Source organism: Streptomyces sp. NPDC043867 (assembly GCF_056435845.1).
In genome coordinates, this window is the sequence record NZ_JBWKDS010000020.1 from 50,518 (window position 1) to 64,621 (window position 14,104).

The following is a 14,104-nucleotide window of genomic DNA, read 5'->3' on the forward strand; positions in this document are numbered from 1 at the left end:
CGATCACCGCCGACTTCCTCGCCGAGTCCCTCAGCTGGGACCTCGACCGCGTCAGCGACGCCATTGAACGCTCCTGGGCCTTACCCCCACCTCGCCGGGCCGTACGCCCTACGGCGCGCGGCCCCCACCCACTTCACCCTCAGCCCGCGCCTGGACGTCCTCACCGACCGGCAGATGAACTGGGTCCACCCCGCCAACCACACCGAGCCGTGGCGTCACCCGAACGATGCGCACTACCGGCCGCTCTAGCGCGACGTCCTCACCAATGAGGACGCAGCCGTACTGTTCCAGGCGTCGTACGAGGGCTCCGTCTCCACCGATCCCGAGGAGCCGACCGCGGCCACCGTGCGGGCTGCGCGACGCCGGGCTCCTGCTCAGCGCCGACGACGGCACCGCCGTCCTGGCCGACGACGTCCGATACGGCCTCCGCCCAACCGACGCCGACGGCAACAGCACCTACTGACATACCTCATGGCAGAACCACTGACATCCAGCGGCAGACTCCGCTGACGTTCCGATGGCAGCCGACACCGATCGAGGGGACTGGCCAACTATCGAACGAGATGGGCACCTACCGATCGGCGACACATAGGCATCCATGTGGCCGTGGTCGCAGCGGTTACTGCCGGGGCGATACCCGCGGCGGCACCGCACTTCCTCCGCCCGCGGTGGCGCCGCAGTGGCCGCCCCGGTGCGGTGCGGGCTGCCCCCGGGGTCGAACTTCGCCGAATCCAGATCTGCCCACACCCTGCCTCCGATGTGACCCTTGGACCCGAGTCCAGGCGTGCGAACTGCGTCAGCCGAGATCACCAATCCGTGCTCGGCCAAACCCCATTGGATTCAGCTGACCGTACAGGGCGCCCAAGTGCTGTGCTTAGGAGGGTTCGCGACCTTGTCCGTCTGGTCGAGAACTCGTGTCTGGGGCCGCCTGCATGAAGCCGTGCTGCACCTGCTCGACGACGCCAACCTCATCGACGTCACCCGCGTCGTCCTGGACACCGCCCACGTGCGGGATGAAAAGGAGGCGAACACACAGGTCCGAGCCCTGCGGACCGGGGCAAGCCGGGTTCCAAATTGCACGTCCTGTCGGACGCGAACGGGCTGCCCCTCTTCGTCGGTGTCTCGGCTGGCAACGCCCACGACAGCGAAGGGCTGAAGCCCGCGGTGGCGGGTCACCAAACGAGACACGGCCCCGACCGCGGCCGCCACGTCAAGCCCCAGCGCCCAGGCCCGTGCCTCTGACCTTGCCCCGTAGTTCGCCCCTGTTGGGCCATCGGGATGGTTCCCCCACCGTGACGAATCGGTGCAGCGGTTGATGGAGAGGGTTCTGTACCGCTGTGGGACTGGCTCGCGCGCGGCGGATGCGCTGTACCGGTCCTCTCGGTTCGGCGCATCGGTGCGTCAGGCGTGCGTGTTGTGTGCAGCACGACAGGTGTGACGGCGGGGCGCACCCTCGCGTGCCCCGCGGGTTAGGGTTTCCACGCGAGGGCGGAAGGCACGCATGCGCCCAGGTGTGAAGTGCGGTTGGAGCAGGGAGCGCATGCGGACGTGGTCGGCCTTCTCGGTCGCGTAGTTGCCCAGCGGGCCGCCGAAGAGGGCCGACCCGTTGGAGCGGGCGGCGGATTCCGGGCAGGGGTGGGAGCGGCCGAGACGGGGGTCGTCAAGGAGTCGGCGCACCTCGTCGTATCCGGTGACCAGCCAGGCGTCGTCGCCGACGCGGGTGCGGATCTTGTGCACGGCTCCCTGGGCCTGCAGTTCGCGCAGCAGAGGCGGGACCTGCAAGGGACCGGTCTGTTCGAAGGGCAGCTGGGAAGTCACAGCAGCTCCTGAGTAGACGCATGCTTGTATACTCCAACGTAAACAAACGTTCTGTATACTCACACGTAAACAAGAGGAGAATCGGGTGGCAGGGCGAGCGGGCTCCGCGGGCATCGAGCCGGTGAAGCGGTTGCGGCGGGCCGAGCGGCGTGAGCAGATCCTGGATGCCGCCACCCGGGCGTTTGCACGCGCCGGCTTTGCCGGCACCGGCCTTGATGACGTCGCCGTCGAGGCGGGCATCACCCGGGTGATGCTCTACCGGCACTTCGAGTCGAAAGCCGACATGTATCGGGCGGTCCTGGACCGAGGCTGCGCCCGGCTCGCGGACAACGTGGGCAGCGACAACTTCGACGAGAACTCGGTGCCCGCCCTGGTCCGTGCCGCAGCGGCCGACCCCGACGCCTTCCGGCTCCTGTTCCGCCACGCCGCCCGGGAGCCGGAGTTCCGCGACCTCATCGACACCCTCACCGCGGCTTCGACCGAGACCGCCCAGCGCAACCTCGCCGCACTCCTGCCCGCCGGACCCTGGCTGGACTGGGCGGCGCGGGTGATTCCCGCATTCACCATCGAGGCCGTCATCGGCTGGCTGGACGCCGGACAGCCGGACCCCGAAACCGCGGCGGACCGGATCAGCCAGGCCATCCACGGCGTCATCGAGGCCGCACGCCCGGCTGGCGACTGAACCCCAAGCTCGCCGCCCGGCGCAGGGGCCAGAGACCGGCTTGCCGACTCAGCCAGTGGCCGCGCGGGGCGTACATGATCACGGCCATCCCGGCGGGGCACACCAGGGTGCCGATGACGTCGAGCGGTCAGGCCGGCAGCCGTCGGCGACCATGCCCCAGGCGATCGGTCCGGCGACGAAGATCCCGCCGTATGCAGCGAGGATGTGTCCGAAGTTCGCGTCATGCTGCCAGGTGGCCACCACCCCGTACAGGTCGAGGGCGATGACACCGGCGCCGATCCAGACCCGGCCCCTGTGCTCGTGGATGCCCTGCCAGACCAGCCACGCGCCTCCGATCAGTGCACACGTCGACGACGGTCAGCTCGTGCAGGTGGGCGCTGGCCTGGACGACGGTGAGGGCGGTGGTGGGTGCCACAGGGGACTTTTCTTTGCTCGGTTGGCGGTTACCCCTTCGGTAGGATACCCAAGGGGGTATCTCGAAGGAGTGTGGGTTGTGGAACTGGCGATGGCGGCTGAGGAACTGAAGACGGTGGTCAACCGGCTGCGCCGGGCGCAGGGCCAGATCGCCGGCGTGATCAAGATGATCGAGGAGGGGCGGGACTGCGAGGATGTCGTCACCCAGCTCGCGGCGGCGTCTAGGGCTCTGGACAAGGCCGGTTTCGCGATCATCGCCACCGGGCTGCAGCACTGCCTGACCGATGCGGACATGGCTGCTTCTGGTGACAGGGAGCAGATGCGTACTCGGCTGGAGAAGCTCTTCCTTTCTCTGGCCTGAGCTGTGGTGCCGCGGTGCCCGATCACTCGCTCGGTTCGGGGTGTTTGGCCACATGCCTTGGCATACGAATGGGGAGGGATCCGGCTCAGGATCCCTCCCCATTTGCGCGTGGCTCAGCGGTTGCGCAGTGCGGCCAGCGTGTGGTCGAGTTCGGCGGCGTGGGGACGGTTGTGGGGGAGCTTGGCGAGCATGGCGGCCATGCCGCAGGTGTTGGTCAGGGCGGAGAAGACCAGACCGCCCGCGATGCCGGCGGAGAGGAGCTGGAAGGCGGGGTGGACGACGTACCCGAGCAGCAGGCCGAGCAGCACGATCGCTCCTGCGGTGAGCCTTACCTGCCGCTCCATGCCCCAGGTGGCACGGGAGGCGCCCTGGGGGCGGTGGAGCTCGTGGCCGTCGGCCGCCCAGGCGCCGGTGCCTCCCGACAGGGTGACGGCGGTGATGCCGTTCTCCACGAGGATCTTGCAGGCGTTCTCGGAGCGGGCGCCCGAGGCGCAGACGACCAGGACGTCACCGCGGTCGGTGGCATGCCGGATGTCGGGCAGCGCGCGCTGGATCTGGTCGAGGGGGATGTTGAGCGCGCCGGGGAGATGACCGCTGGCGTATTCGCCCGGGGTACGCACGTCGATGATGGTCAGTTCGTGCAGGCGGGTGCGCGCCTCGTCGGTGGCGAGGGCCGTGGGGGTGGTCATGGCAGAGTCATCCTTGCGTGTCGGAGTGTGCTGGGGCTTGATCTGACGGGAGCCGGACTGAAGGCGGTCCTGAGATGCGCGGCCGGCTGGAGAAGCTCTCCCGGTCCCTGTCCTGAGCCGGTGGCGGCCCTCGTTTTCAGACGATCACGTCAACGAGCATGAAGGCCGCCACCGCCAGCAGGACACCGGCGAAGATCTTCTGAAGGGTGGTGCCGGGGATCTTCGTCGCGAGCCGTTTGCCGTCCCAGGCGCCGAGGATCGCGGCTCCGGTGAAGGGGCCGATGATCTCCCAGTGGAGCCCGCCACCGGTGCCGGTGCGAGCGACGAGCGCGGCGAGTGAGTTCACCGTGATGACGAGCAGGCTGGTGCCCACCGCCCGCCGCATGGCCAGTCCCAGGACGCTCACCAGGGCGGGCACGGCGAGGAATCCCCCACCGACCCCCAGGAAGCCCGTCACGGCGCCAAGTCCGGCACCGGCACCGGCCGCCTTGCCGGGACGGATCCGGTCCGGCGGCTCGGACGCGGACGGCCGCAGCATACGCAGGGCCGCCAGTGCGGCGATGACCGCGAACGCCGCCGTCAGCACGGCTTCGGGCAGGCGCCCGGCGGCAGCGCCGGCGAGGAAGGCGGGGACGATGCCCGCCGCGGCGAACAGCGCCCCTGTCTTCCATGCCACGTTCCCGTCGCGGGTGTGGGCGTACAGGGCGGTGGCGGAGGTGGCGGTAACGATGATCAGACTGGCGGTGGTGGCGGCGGCCGGGGTGAAGCCGAGCAGGTAGATCAGTGCCGGTACGGCAAGGACGCTGCCACCGCCGCCGAGGGCTCCGAGGGCGAGACCGATGACGGCCCCGGCGATGAGGGCGAGAACGAGTACGGTCACGCTATCTGGCCGCTGTTCCCGCGTTCGTCGACGACCGGGTGCCCGGCGGCGGCCCACGCGTTCATGCCGCCCTCGACGTCCACCGCGTGCGCTCCGCGTTCGGTGAGGAGCTTCGCGGCCTGCTGGGAGCGGTGACCGCTGCGGCAGATCACCACCAGCGGACGGCCCTGCGTCTCGACGGGCAGGGTGGCGCCGGCGACCAGTTTCGTCAGCGGCAGGTGGACGGCGCCCGGGGCGTGGCCCGCGGTCCATTCGGGCTTCTCACGGACGTCCAGCAGGACCGCATCGGGCTGATCGCCGCTGGTACGGCTGCGTGCCTCGTCGACCGTGACACGGGGCCCATTTCGGCGACAGAGGAACATCACACGCTTCCTTCCTTGCGAGGGGGAACGGCCGACATTCAGCCGGAGGCCAGGGACAGCCCGGCATCCGCCGCGGCGTCGAAGCCGTCGTCGACGGCGACCACGGCGCGGCCGGCCGCATCCAGCAGGGAGGCGGCGATCGCCGCGCGCATCCCGCCGGCGCAGTGCACCCACACCGTCCCGTCCGGCACCTCGCCGATACGGCCGTGCAGCTCGTGGATCGGGATGTGGACCGAGCCGTCGATGTAGCCGCCCGCGCGCTCCGAGTCCCGGCGCACGTCCAGGACGACCACCTCGTCGCCGCGCTCGCGCGCCTGGGCGAGGTCGGCGAAGCGGGCACGCTGGAAGGAGGCGAGCTGCTCGCCGGCGCGGATCCAGCCGGCCGGGTCGCCGGTGGTGGCGGTGGCCGGGCGGTCGATGCCCACCCGCGCCAGTTCCCGCTGCGCCTCGGCGATCTGCTCCGGGGTGTCGGCGAGCAGGGTGACGGGCTTGCCCCACGGGATCAGCCAGGCCAGGTAGGTGGCGAGCTTGCCCTCGCCCTCGAAGTTGAACGATCCGGCCACGTGTCCCTCGGCGAAGGCCATGCGGCTGCGCAGGTCCACCACCCATTCACCCGCGGCCAGTCGGGAGGCGATCTCCTCGGCGTCCGCGCGCCTCGGCGGGGTGAGGTCGACCGGTGTGGGGCCCGCGGCGTTGGCCGGGCCCATGTGCGCGTAGTAGGCGGGCACGTCCTCCAGCCCGGCGAGCATCCGGGCGACGAAGGTGTCCACGTCCAAGGTCAGCGCGTCGTTGGTCTTGCGCTCCTTGCCGATCGTCGTCGCGTCCCCCTCGGCCTGGGAGGAGGAGCAGAAGCTGCCGAACCCGTGGGTGGGCAGCACCGGCACCTCGTCATCCAGCTCGTCGGCCAGGCGGTGGGCGGAGGCGTGCTGGGCGCGGGCCAGCTGCTCGGTCAGCCGTGGTTCGACCAGGTCCGGACGGCCCACGGTGCCGATCAGCAGCGACCCGCCGGTGAACGCCGCCACACCCCGCCCGTCCTCGGTAAGGGCGTAGGAGGTGTGGTGCGGGGTGTGCCCCGGGGTGGCGATCGCGCGCAGCACCAGGCCCTCGTCCACCGTCACCGTGTCGCCGTCGGCGACGGGGGTGCGGTCGAAGGATACGTGCGCCCCGGCCGGCACCAGGTACTGGGCGCCGGTGACGCGGGCCAGCTCCAGGCCGCCGGTGACGTAGTCGTTGTGCACATGGGTCTCGGCCACGAAAGCGATGCGCACCCCGCGGCGGGCCGCTGCGGCGATGACCTGGTCGATGTCGCGCGGCGGGTCGATGACCACCGCAGCACTGGGTCCGCCGGCCAGGTAGCTGCGGTTGCCCAGGCCCTCGAACTCCAGGGTGTCAACGAAGAACACGACGCACGACTCCTCTCGAACGGTGTACCCCGGGGGGTATCTGATACTCACCCTAACAGCTATACCTAGGGGGGTATTTCGTGAACGGAATGCACCCCGTTCAAGGCATCGCCTCACGCCTTCCGGGTACCCGGCGGGGTATACAGGAATCAGCCGTTCCGCACTATCCGGGAGTGTCCGTGCCCTACGACCGCACCGTCCGCCTCGACGCCGACTTCGACACCGCAGTCACCGCCGTACGCAAAGCCCTGGCCGACCAGGGCTTCGGCATTCTCACCGAGATCGACGTCAAGGCCACCCTCAAGGCCAAACTCGGCCACGACATGGAGGACTACCTGATCCTCGGCGCCTGCAACCCGCCGCTCGCCCACCAGGCCCTGGAAGCCGACCGCAGCATCGGCCTGCTCCTGCCCTGCAACGTCGTCGTCCGCCGCGACGGCCAGACGACACTCGTCCAGGCCCTCGACCCGGGCACCATGGTCACCCTCACCGGCCTGCCCGCCCTGGAGCCGGTCGCCACCGATGCCACGGCCCGGCTGGACAACGCCCTGAGCTCCCTCACCTGACCCGCATACGCCCGCCTCGCGTCCTCGGGGCGGACTCGGGAGACGAAGGGCAAGCGCACGTCTCTCGCACATGCCCGATGGGAGAACGGCTGGGAGCCGCGTCACGCGGCCGGTGGAGTCCTGGCCGGTGCAGTGAGCAGCGGCCGAAGCCGGATCGTACGATGGCCGCATGCCCTGTACCGTCGAGCCGCCGCCCTATCGGGCGCGGGTTCGTGCTGCTGGTCCTGGCAGTGCTGACCGGTGTGCTGGCGATGCACGGGCTGGGCCCGGGGCCGGTGAATACCGCGTCGGCGGGCAGCAGTCATGGGGTGGTGACAGCCCACGAGGAGGCCGTCCAGGCGGGGGACTGTGCGCACGCCGCGCGCGAGGGGCGCCCACCTGTCGGACGCGCTGTTCTGGACCGCACTGCTGGGCGGCTTCGCCGTGGCCTTCTTCATCACGACTCCGGTCAACAAGTGGATGATCGGCCGCGGCAAGGGCCACGCGGTCGTCCACGCCTACCACTGGCCACTGCCGCTCGACACCTGCGCCCGGCCACACCGTGAAGGTGCGGCCGGGCGCGTTCGCAGTCAGGGGCGTTAGCTGGAGATGTACCCGGGGGCTTCGACGGCAGCCGCCCCGGTCGCCGGCCCCGCGGCGTGAGGAGGCACTGATGTCCAGCACCGTAGGCTTCGCGAGTAGCGGGAGGGTACGTTCCTGCGCCGCTGCCGGTCAGTCGCTTTCGGTCTCGCCTTGGGCGATCTCCACGCTGCCGTGGAGACTCGTGAGCCCGGCGGCGGTTCCCGCGCCGGCGAGGGCCGAGGAGGCGAGCAGCAGGCAGGCCGCGGCGGCTGCCGTCCTGTGGCGGGTGGCCGTCGGCTGGAGCAGGGCTCTTACGCGTTGCGGTACGGGGCCTCCTGCGGCTCGTGCGGCGAAGGCGGGGCGGCTGGCCCTCTCGGCCTTCCCTGCGAGGGCTGCGCGGCCGATGGCCCGGGCCGTCAGGTGCCGGTCGCCGACAGTGGTCGCGGCGGCTTCCTCGGCGACGCGTTCGACGGCCAGGCCGATGGCGTCACGCAGGGGCCGCATCGCGGGATGGCAGCGGGCGGCGAGGTCGGCGGCGGCGAGGAAGTAGTGGTGGCGGCCGGCAAGGTGGGCCCGTTCGTGGGCGAGCAGGGCCTCGCGCTCGGGTCCGTCCAGGGCGCGCAGCATGCCGGAGGTCATCACGATGCGCCCCGGGTTCCCCGGGAGCGCGTAGGCGTCGGCGTCGGGGCGGTCCAGGACGCTGAGGTCTCCTGCGGTGGGTGCGTTGCGCACCTGCGCGTGCGCGGTTCGGTACTGGCGGAGCTGACGCAGCGCCGACCGGGTCACGGTGCAGGCGCAGACGGACAGCGCTCCGACGGCGAGGGCGGTCGCCGGATATGTGACCACGGCGGGCGCGACGTTCAGGGGGTGGATCAGGTGGCCGAGGCGGGCCAGGGCGGACACGGTGAGCGCGCCGGCGAGGAGCAGGCCGCCGAGTGCCGCCAGCCAGCCGCCCGCCAGCACGCACGCCGTCGCGGTCAGTGCCCACATCGCGGCCGCAGGCCGCAGGCGGCGAGCGGCCCACCGCACAAGCGCCGGCGCCGCGAGGGGCATCAGTAGCGGCACGAGCAGCGCGGCGATCACCGCCCGCCACCGCTCTCCAGGAGGTCGCGCAGTATGCGCTCATCCTCGGGGCCCAGCTCGGAGACGAACCGTGCCAGCACGGTCTGGCGGTCGCTGTCCTTGTCGAGCTCGTGGTGCATACGCCGGGCGGTCAGGCCTTGGGCGTCCTGGACGGGGAAGTAGGCGAATCCCCGGCCGGATCGTTCCCGGCCGACCGTCCCCTTCTCGAAGAGGCGGGACAGGATCGTCGTCACCGTCGTGCGGGCCAGCTCCACCGGCAGGCTGCGCTGCACCTGTCCGGCGGTCCGGGGGCCGTCCGCGGCCCACAGCGCCGCGAGCACGCTCGCCTCGAGCTCTCCCGCCCCTCTGCGCTCGGCAGCACCCTCCGCCATTACGTTTTCCTCATCTCCTGATCGTCTACAGTTCAGTAGACCGTCTACTGGATTGTAGTCGACCGGTTGTTTCCTCCGGCTGCCCCCTGCCCGCCTTCAGTGAGAGGCCACCCACTCATGGCCGTATCCGTCCTCGCCGCGCCGGCGCTCGCGGTGAACCTGCTCGATGCCCAGTCGTTGCTGGCGACGTTCGGTGTGCTGGGCGTCGCGGTGGTGATGTTCGCCGAGACCGGGCTGCTGGTCGGCTTCTTCCTGCCCGGCGATTCCCTGCTCTTCACCGCGGGCCTGCTGTGCGCGGGCACGGCGGACAAGGCCGCGACGCTGTCGCTGCCCTGGGTGCTGGTCGCCTCAGCGGCGGGCGCGCTGGCCGGCGCCCAGGTCGGCTACCTCATCGGGCGCCGGGCGGGCGCAGCGGTCCTGTCTCGGAGCAGGTTCAAGCGCCTGCACGAGGGCGCCGAGCGCGCCGAGGAACTGCTGGAGCGGTACGGACACGCCAAGGCGATCGTGCTGGCCCGCTTCGTCCCGGTCGTGCGCACGGTCCTGAACCCGCTCGCCGGGGCGCTGAACATCCCGGCCCGGGTCTTCACCGTCTGGCAGGTGGCGGGCGGCCTGGTCTGGACGGTCGGCCTGGTGCTGGCCGGGTACGCGCTCGGCTCCTCCATCCCCAATGTCGACCGCTATCTGCTGCCGATCATTGCCCTGATCGTCGCCGTGTCCCTGCTGCCGCTGGCAGCCGAACTGCTCCGCTCCCGGCGGGCCGCCAAGCACCGTAATGAGGCCCTTTGATGAATCTCGCGTACGACGGCTCGGCCATCGACGGCCCCGCCTACCTCGACGTGGTCGACCTCGCGCACCGCTCCCCGGGCTGGGTGGACAGTTTGATCACCGGCTGGTCGGCCTACGGGCTGGGGCTGTTCGCGGTGCTGATGCTCGCGGCCTGGTGGCCGGCCCGACGCGGCAGCCGTCCGGCGGCGGTCACCGCCCTGGCGGTCCCGGCGATCACCGTCTTCGCCTACGGTGTGAACGACCTGGTCAAGCTGGCCGTCCGGGAGGACCGGCCGTGCCAGAGCCTGCACGTGGCCACCTTGGAGGCGTGCCCCGCCCCGGGCGACTGGTCCTTCCCCAGCAACCACGCCGCGATCGCCGCCGCGGCGGCCGTCGCGCTGCTGTTCGTCTCGCGCCGGCTGGGCGCCCTCGCCCTGCTGTCAGCGGCCTTGATGGCCGTCTCCCGGGTCTGGGTGGGCGCGCACTACCCGCACGACGTCCTGGCCGGATTCCTTGTCGGCGCCGCCGTGGGCCTCCTCGCCACGTGTAGTGTGCGCCGCCACCAGGACGCCCTCGCCGAGCGGCTGGGCCGCGGCCCGCTGCGTCCTCTCCTGGCCGCGCCGTGACCAGCCGCGGGGCCGCCTACCGGTTCGGCTGGGTGGCCCTGGCCGCCGCGGCGGCCCTCGCGCTGCTTACCGCGGGGGTGCTGCAGGCATCGGACGGGCTGCTGCCCGCCGACGCGGCCCTGCACACCTGGTCCCTGCAGCACCGACCCGCCCTCGCCGTGGCCGTGGCGCGCGCCATCACCGCCACCGGCACCGGGGTAATCCCGTACGTCCTGGTCGTCCTGGCGGGTCTGGCCGTGGGCCACACACGGCGCCAGCGTGTCAGCGCCGCCGCCGGGGCCGCCCTCGTTCTCGGCGCCGGCCAGGCTCTGCGGTACGCCGCGATGTCTCTGATCGCCCGACCGCGCCCGCCGGCCGGGGAATGGGTGTCACACGCCTCCCGCTGGTCCTTTCCCTCCGGCCACGCCACCACCACCGCCATGACCGCCGGGCTCCTGATCGCGGCCCCGCTGCTGCGGGGCTCCCGCCTCCCTCGGCTGCCGCTCGTGGTGATCGGATTGTGGGGCGTCTCGGTGGGCCTGACCCGCGTCTACCTGGGCGTGCACTGGTTCTCCGACGTGGTCGGCGGCTGGCTGTTCGCCACCGCCTGGCTGGCCCTGACCGGCGCCGTCTGCCTAGGGCGCACCCGGGCCACCGCGGCCGGGGACGGGAGCGCTCCTTGACCGGGCAGCGCATCCTCGTCGTGGAGGACGACCACGCCCTGCGCGACGTACTGCTGCGGGGCCTGCGGGACGAGGGCTTCGCACCGGTGCCTGCCCAGGACGGGGCGAGCGCCCTGCGCCTGGCCGCCGACGGCTATGACGCGATGGTGCTGGACGTCGGACTGCCCGACGCGGACGGCCGGGACGTATGCCAGGCACTGCGGGCCAACGGCTACCTCGCCCCCGTCGTCTTCCTCACGGCCCACCACCAGATCACCGACCGCCTCGCCGGGTTCTCGGCGGGCTGCGACGACTACCTCACCAAGCCGTTTCACCTCGCCGAACTCGCCGCCCGCCTGCGCGCGGCCCTGCGACGGGCCGGCCCCAGCGCCCCGGCCACGGCGGGGGACCTGGTGCTCGACCCGGTGCGCTTCACCTGCACCGCCACAGGACAGTGCGTTGCCCTCACCCCGACCGAGTTCCGGCTGCTGGCCGCGCTCATCGCCGCGGCCGGCGGCCTCGTGCCGCGCCGGGACCTGGTCCGGGCCGGCTGGCCGGAAGGTGCCTGGGTCAGCGACAACACCCTCGACCAGTATCTGAGCCGCCTGCGCCGCAAACTCCGTACCGCCGGCAGCGCACAGACGATCACGACCAGCCGCGGCATGGGACACCGCCTCTCGTGAGGACCCGCATAGTGGCGGTGCTCCGGTACGGCCCGGGCCCCCGCACCCTGCGCGGGCGGCTCTCTCTGGTCGCCGTCACCGCCGCCGCGCTCCTGATGGCCGTCCTGACCGTCGCCTTCAATGGCGTCGTCCGCCAGCGGCTCCAGCAGCAGGCCGACGACCACCTGCACACCCGGGCCGCCGCCATCGCCGCGACCGTGGACACCACCGGCGCCACCCCCCGCGTCGTGGAGATGCCGAACGACGACCTGCTCGACGCCGACGTGTGGATCTACGCCGGCCCGGTGGCGCTTGAAACCCCGCCGGGCACCGCGCCCGACAGCCGCATCACCCGGGCCGCGGACGCCCTCGCCGGCGCGGGCCGCCGACGCTGCACCACCCTCGACGGCCCGCAGCCGGTCCGCCTGTGCGCCCAACCCGTCACCGGCCCCGGGAACGCCACCGCGGTCACCGCCCTCGGCCTGGCCCCCTACCGAAACTCGGCCGACACCGTGCTGTACGCGTCCCTCGTACTCGACGCGGCCATGCTCGCCTGCACCTACGCACTGACCCGCCTCGCCGTGGGACGGGCACTGCGCCCCGTCCGTACGATGACCGACCAGGCCACTGCCTGGAGCGCCCTGGCCGCCGACGACCGCTTCGGCGCCAGCATCCGACCGGCCGAACTCGCCCGGCTGGGCGCCTCCCTGGACGCCCTGCTGGACCGCATCCGCGCCGGGCTGCGCCACGAACAGCAGCTGACCCGGGAGCTCTCCCACGAACTGCGCAACCCCCTGGCCCGGATCACCGCCGAACTCGACTGGTGGCGCAGCAGGCCCCGCACCGCCGCCGAAACGGAACAAGCCTGCGCGGCGATCGACGACGCCGCGCGGTCGATGCGCACGATCTGCGACACCCTGCTGGACGACGCCCGCGGCGCCGCCCGCGCGCTGCCCGGCACGGCACAGGTGCTGCCCGCCCTGCTCCGCCTCACAAGCCGTTCCACCGGCCAAGTGGAGGTGGAGGTGGAGGTCGAAGCCGCGGACGAGGGCCTTACGGCCGGCGTACCGGCCGCCGTACTCGAACGTACGGTAAGCCCGCTGCTGGACAACGCCCTGCGCTACGCCCGCACCCGCGTGCGGGTGGTGGCCCGCCGGGAGGAAGGGAGCGTGGTCGTCGAAGTCACCGATGACGGCCCCGGCGTGCCCCCGGCCTTCACCTCGGACCTGTTCCACCCCGGGCGGCGGGCCGATCCCGGCGACGGTCACGGCGGAGCGGGCCTGGGGCTGCCGCTCGCGCGACGTCTCGCCCGCTCCGCCGACGGAGACGTCCGCCACGACGCACGGCACGGTCCCGGGGCCCGCTTCGTCGTCACACTGCCGGCCGGGTGACCTGCCCCTGCTCCTGCTGCCGCTCCGTCACATCGCGCCGCGACACGGCCAGGTACACCACCAGGGCGAGGATCACGACCAGGAACAGCACGCTCGTGATCATCGTGCCCAGGCCCAGGCCGCCCTCGTCGGCCGGCTGGGAGAGGAAGTCGCCGGCCGAGGCGCCCAGCGGCCGGGTCAGGACGTAGACCGTCCAGAAGGTCAGCACCGCGCCCAGCCCCAGCCTGAAGTGGGCCAGGGCGACCGCCACGATCACCAGGGCGAACAGCAGCGCCGCCACCCAGTAGCCCAGGGACAGCCGCTCCGCCAGCAGGTCACCGACAGCCGTGCCCAGAGCGAACGTGAGCAGTACCGCCACCCAGTAGAACGCCTCGCGGCGCGGCGTGTCGACGAGGCGGATCGACAGCGTGCCCTCGGTCTTGAACCAGATGAGGAAGGCGGCCGCCAGCGCCACGGCGAATACGGCGGTCGTGGCCTCCAGCGGCACGCCCAGGTTGTCCGTCAGATTGTCAGTGATCAGCGTGCCCACGACGCTGACCAGCACCACGACCGTCCAGTAGATCCCGGGCCGGTAGGCGGAGGTGCGGAACTGCGCGATCAGGGCGACGGCCAGGAGCGCGCCCATCACCAGCGAGGTGCCCGTCAGCCCCATGCCCAGCCGGCCGTTGAGGAAGTCCGCCGCCGTCTCACCCACCGTGGTGCACAGCACCTTGATCACCCAGAAGTAGGCGGTGATCTCGGGGACCTTGTTCCAGCGCACCCCGGCGGTACCGGTACCGGCATCGGGGGCCGGGGACTGCTGCGTCTCGTATGTCATGCCGCCAGACGG

General features: G+C 71.8%; 17 protein-coding genes and 4 pseudogenes. 12 read left to right on the forward strand and 9 right to left on the reverse strand.

What is annotated here, in order from left to right; all coding sequences use genetic code 11:
- The first annotated feature begins 63 nt into the window (after positions 1–63).
- Together AC069T_RS20700 and AC069T_RS20705 are read left to right on the forward strand one after the other, a co-directional pair.
- Positions 64–249: a hypothetical protein gene (locus tag AC069T_RS20700; RefSeq protein ID WP_478784139.1), complete on the forward strand. Its 186-nt coding sequence runs from the start codon at positions 64–66 to the stop codon at positions 247–249.
- 649 nt (positions 250–898) lie between these two features.
- Positions 899–1,224 (forward strand): annotated as a pseudogene (locus AC069T_RS20705) (transposase); the annotation flags it as partial.
- 177 nt (positions 1,225–1,401) lie between these two features.
- Here AC069T_RS20705 and AC069T_RS20710 read toward each other — a convergent pair.
- Complete coding sequence (locus AC069T_RS20710) at positions 1,402–1,818, reverse strand: hypothetical protein (RefSeq protein WP_478784140.1); 417 nt, start codon at positions 1,816–1,818, stop codon at positions 1,402–1,404.
- Between the two features lie 85 nt (positions 1,819–1,903).
- Between AC069T_RS20710 and AC069T_RS20715 the strand changes: the two genes are divergently transcribed.
- Positions 1,904–2,500 carry a TetR/AcrR family transcriptional regulator gene (locus AC069T_RS20715; RefSeq protein ID WP_478784141.1) on the forward strand — a complete coding sequence of 199 codons (597 nt, stop codon included), beginning with the start codon at positions 1,904–1,906 and terminating at the stop codon, positions 2,498–2,500.
- 58 nt (positions 2,501–2,558) lie between these two features.
- On the opposite strand, the pseudogene AC069T_RS20720 reads toward AC069T_RS20715, so the two are convergent.
- Positions 2,559–2,839: pseudogene (locus AC069T_RS20720) on the reverse strand (YnfA family protein); the annotation flags it as partial.
- Positions 2,840–2,993: 154 nt separating this feature from the next.
- On the opposite strand from AC069T_RS20720, the gene AC069T_RS20725 reads away from it, so the two are divergent.
- Positions 2,994–3,275 (forward strand): metal-sensitive transcriptional regulator, encoded by a 282-nt coding sequence (locus AC069T_RS20725; protein ID WP_010358257.1) that lies wholly within the window; start codon positions 2,994–2,996, stop codon positions 3,273–3,275.
- Positions 3,276–3,388: 113 nt separating this feature from the next.
- Here the strand turns inward: AC069T_RS20725 and AC069T_RS20730 are convergent, their stop codons facing one another.
- From AC069T_RS20730 to AC069T_RS20745, 4 genes are all read right to left on the reverse strand, one after another.
- Positions 3,389–3,964 carry a rhodanese-like domain-containing protein gene (locus tag AC069T_RS20730; protein WP_478784142.1) on the reverse strand — a complete coding sequence of 192 codons (576 nt, stop codon included), beginning with the start codon at positions 3,962–3,964 and terminating at the stop codon, positions 3,389–3,391.
- 136 nt (positions 3,965–4,100) lie between these two features.
- Positions 4,101–4,844, reverse strand: coding sequence for a sulfite exporter TauE/SafE family protein (locus tag AC069T_RS20735; protein WP_478784143.1), 744 nt, complete (start codon positions 4,842–4,844; stop codon positions 4,101–4,103).
- A complete protein-coding gene (locus AC069T_RS20740) occupies positions 4,841–5,206 on the reverse strand; it encodes a rhodanese-like domain-containing protein (protein ID WP_478784144.1) in 366 nt (121 codons plus the stop codon). The genes AC069T_RS20735 and AC069T_RS20740 overlap by 4 nt, the downstream gene beginning before the upstream one ends.
- 38 nt (positions 5,207–5,244) lie before the next feature.
- Entirely contained in the window at positions 5,245–6,609 is a 1,365-nt protein-coding gene (locus AC069T_RS20745) for an MBL fold metallo-hydrolase (protein ID WP_478784145.1), read from the reverse strand.
- A gap of 179 nt (positions 6,610–6,788) precedes the next feature.
- Between AC069T_RS20745 and AC069T_RS20750 the strand changes: the two genes are divergently transcribed.
- The 3 genes and pseudogenes from AC069T_RS20750 to AC069T_RS20760 form a co-directional block, all read left to right on the forward strand.
- A complete protein-coding gene (locus tag AC069T_RS20750; RefSeq protein ID WP_478784235.1) occupies positions 6,789–7,175 on the forward strand; it encodes a DUF302 domain-containing protein in 387 nt (128 codons plus the stop codon).
- A 251-nt stretch (positions 7,176–7,426) separates the two neighbouring features.
- Positions 7,427–7,486 (forward strand): annotated as a pseudogene (locus AC069T_RS20755) (hypothetical protein); the annotation flags it as partial.
- A 46-nt stretch (positions 7,487–7,532) separates the two neighbouring features.
- Positions 7,533–7,679: pseudogene (locus tag AC069T_RS20760) on the forward strand (DUF4396 domain-containing protein); the annotation flags it as partial.
- Between the two features lie 207 nt (positions 7,680–7,886).
- Here AC069T_RS20760 and AC069T_RS20765 read toward each other — a convergent pair.
- Both AC069T_RS20765 and AC069T_RS20770 read right to left on the reverse strand, forming a co-directional pair.
- Positions 7,887–8,819: a M56 family metallopeptidase gene (locus AC069T_RS20765; RefSeq protein WP_478784146.1), complete on the reverse strand. Its 933-nt coding sequence runs from the start codon at positions 8,817–8,819 to the stop codon at positions 7,887–7,889.
- The gene (locus AC069T_RS20770) at positions 8,816–9,190 is read right to left on the reverse strand and encodes a BlaI/MecI/CopY family transcriptional regulator (RefSeq protein ID WP_478784147.1); all 375 of its coding nucleotides are present in this window, start codon (positions 9,188–9,190) and stop codon (positions 8,816–8,818) included. Before AC069T_RS20770 ends, AC069T_RS20765 begins: the two co-directional genes overlap by 4 nt.
- A gap of 117 nt (positions 9,191–9,307) precedes the next feature.
- Here AC069T_RS20770 and AC069T_RS20775 point away from each other — a divergent pair, with 117 nt between their 5' ends.
- The 5 genes from AC069T_RS20775 (at position 9,308) to AC069T_RS20795 (ending at position 13,275) form a co-directional block, all read left to right on the forward strand.
- Positions 9,308–9,976 (forward strand): DedA family protein, encoded by a 669-nt coding sequence (locus tag AC069T_RS20775; RefSeq protein WP_478784148.1) that lies wholly within the window; start codon positions 9,308–9,310, stop codon positions 9,974–9,976.
- Positions 9,976–10,581 carry a phosphatase PAP2 family protein gene (locus tag AC069T_RS20780; RefSeq protein ID WP_478784149.1) on the forward strand — a complete coding sequence of 202 codons (606 nt, stop codon included), beginning with the start codon at positions 9,976–9,978 and terminating at the stop codon, positions 10,579–10,581. The genes AC069T_RS20775 and AC069T_RS20780 overlap by 1 nt, the downstream gene beginning before the upstream one ends.
- Positions 10,578–11,243: a phosphatase PAP2 family protein gene (locus tag AC069T_RS20785; protein WP_478784150.1), complete on the forward strand. Its 666-nt coding sequence runs from the start codon at positions 10,578–10,580 to the stop codon at positions 11,241–11,243. Before AC069T_RS20780 ends, AC069T_RS20785 begins: the two co-directional genes overlap by 4 nt.
- Complete coding sequence (locus tag AC069T_RS20790; RefSeq protein ID WP_478784151.1) at positions 11,240–11,905, forward strand: response regulator transcription factor; 666 nt, start codon at positions 11,240–11,242, stop codon at positions 11,903–11,905. Before AC069T_RS20785 ends, AC069T_RS20790 begins: the two co-directional genes overlap by 4 nt.
- A gap of 95 nt (positions 11,906–12,000) precedes the next feature.
- On the forward strand, positions 12,001–13,275 hold the full coding sequence (locus tag AC069T_RS20795; RefSeq protein WP_478784236.1) for a sensor histidine kinase: 1,275 nt from the start codon (positions 12,001–12,003) through the stop codon (positions 13,273–13,275).
- On the opposite strand, the gene AC069T_RS20800 is transcribed toward AC069T_RS20795, so the two are convergent.
- Positions 13,256–14,092: a COG4705 family protein gene (locus AC069T_RS20800; protein WP_478784152.1), complete on the reverse strand. Its 837-nt coding sequence runs from the start codon at positions 14,090–14,092 to the stop codon at positions 13,256–13,258. The genes AC069T_RS20795 and AC069T_RS20800 overlap by 20 nt on opposite strands.
- Positions 14,093–14,104: the final 12 nt, after the last annotated feature.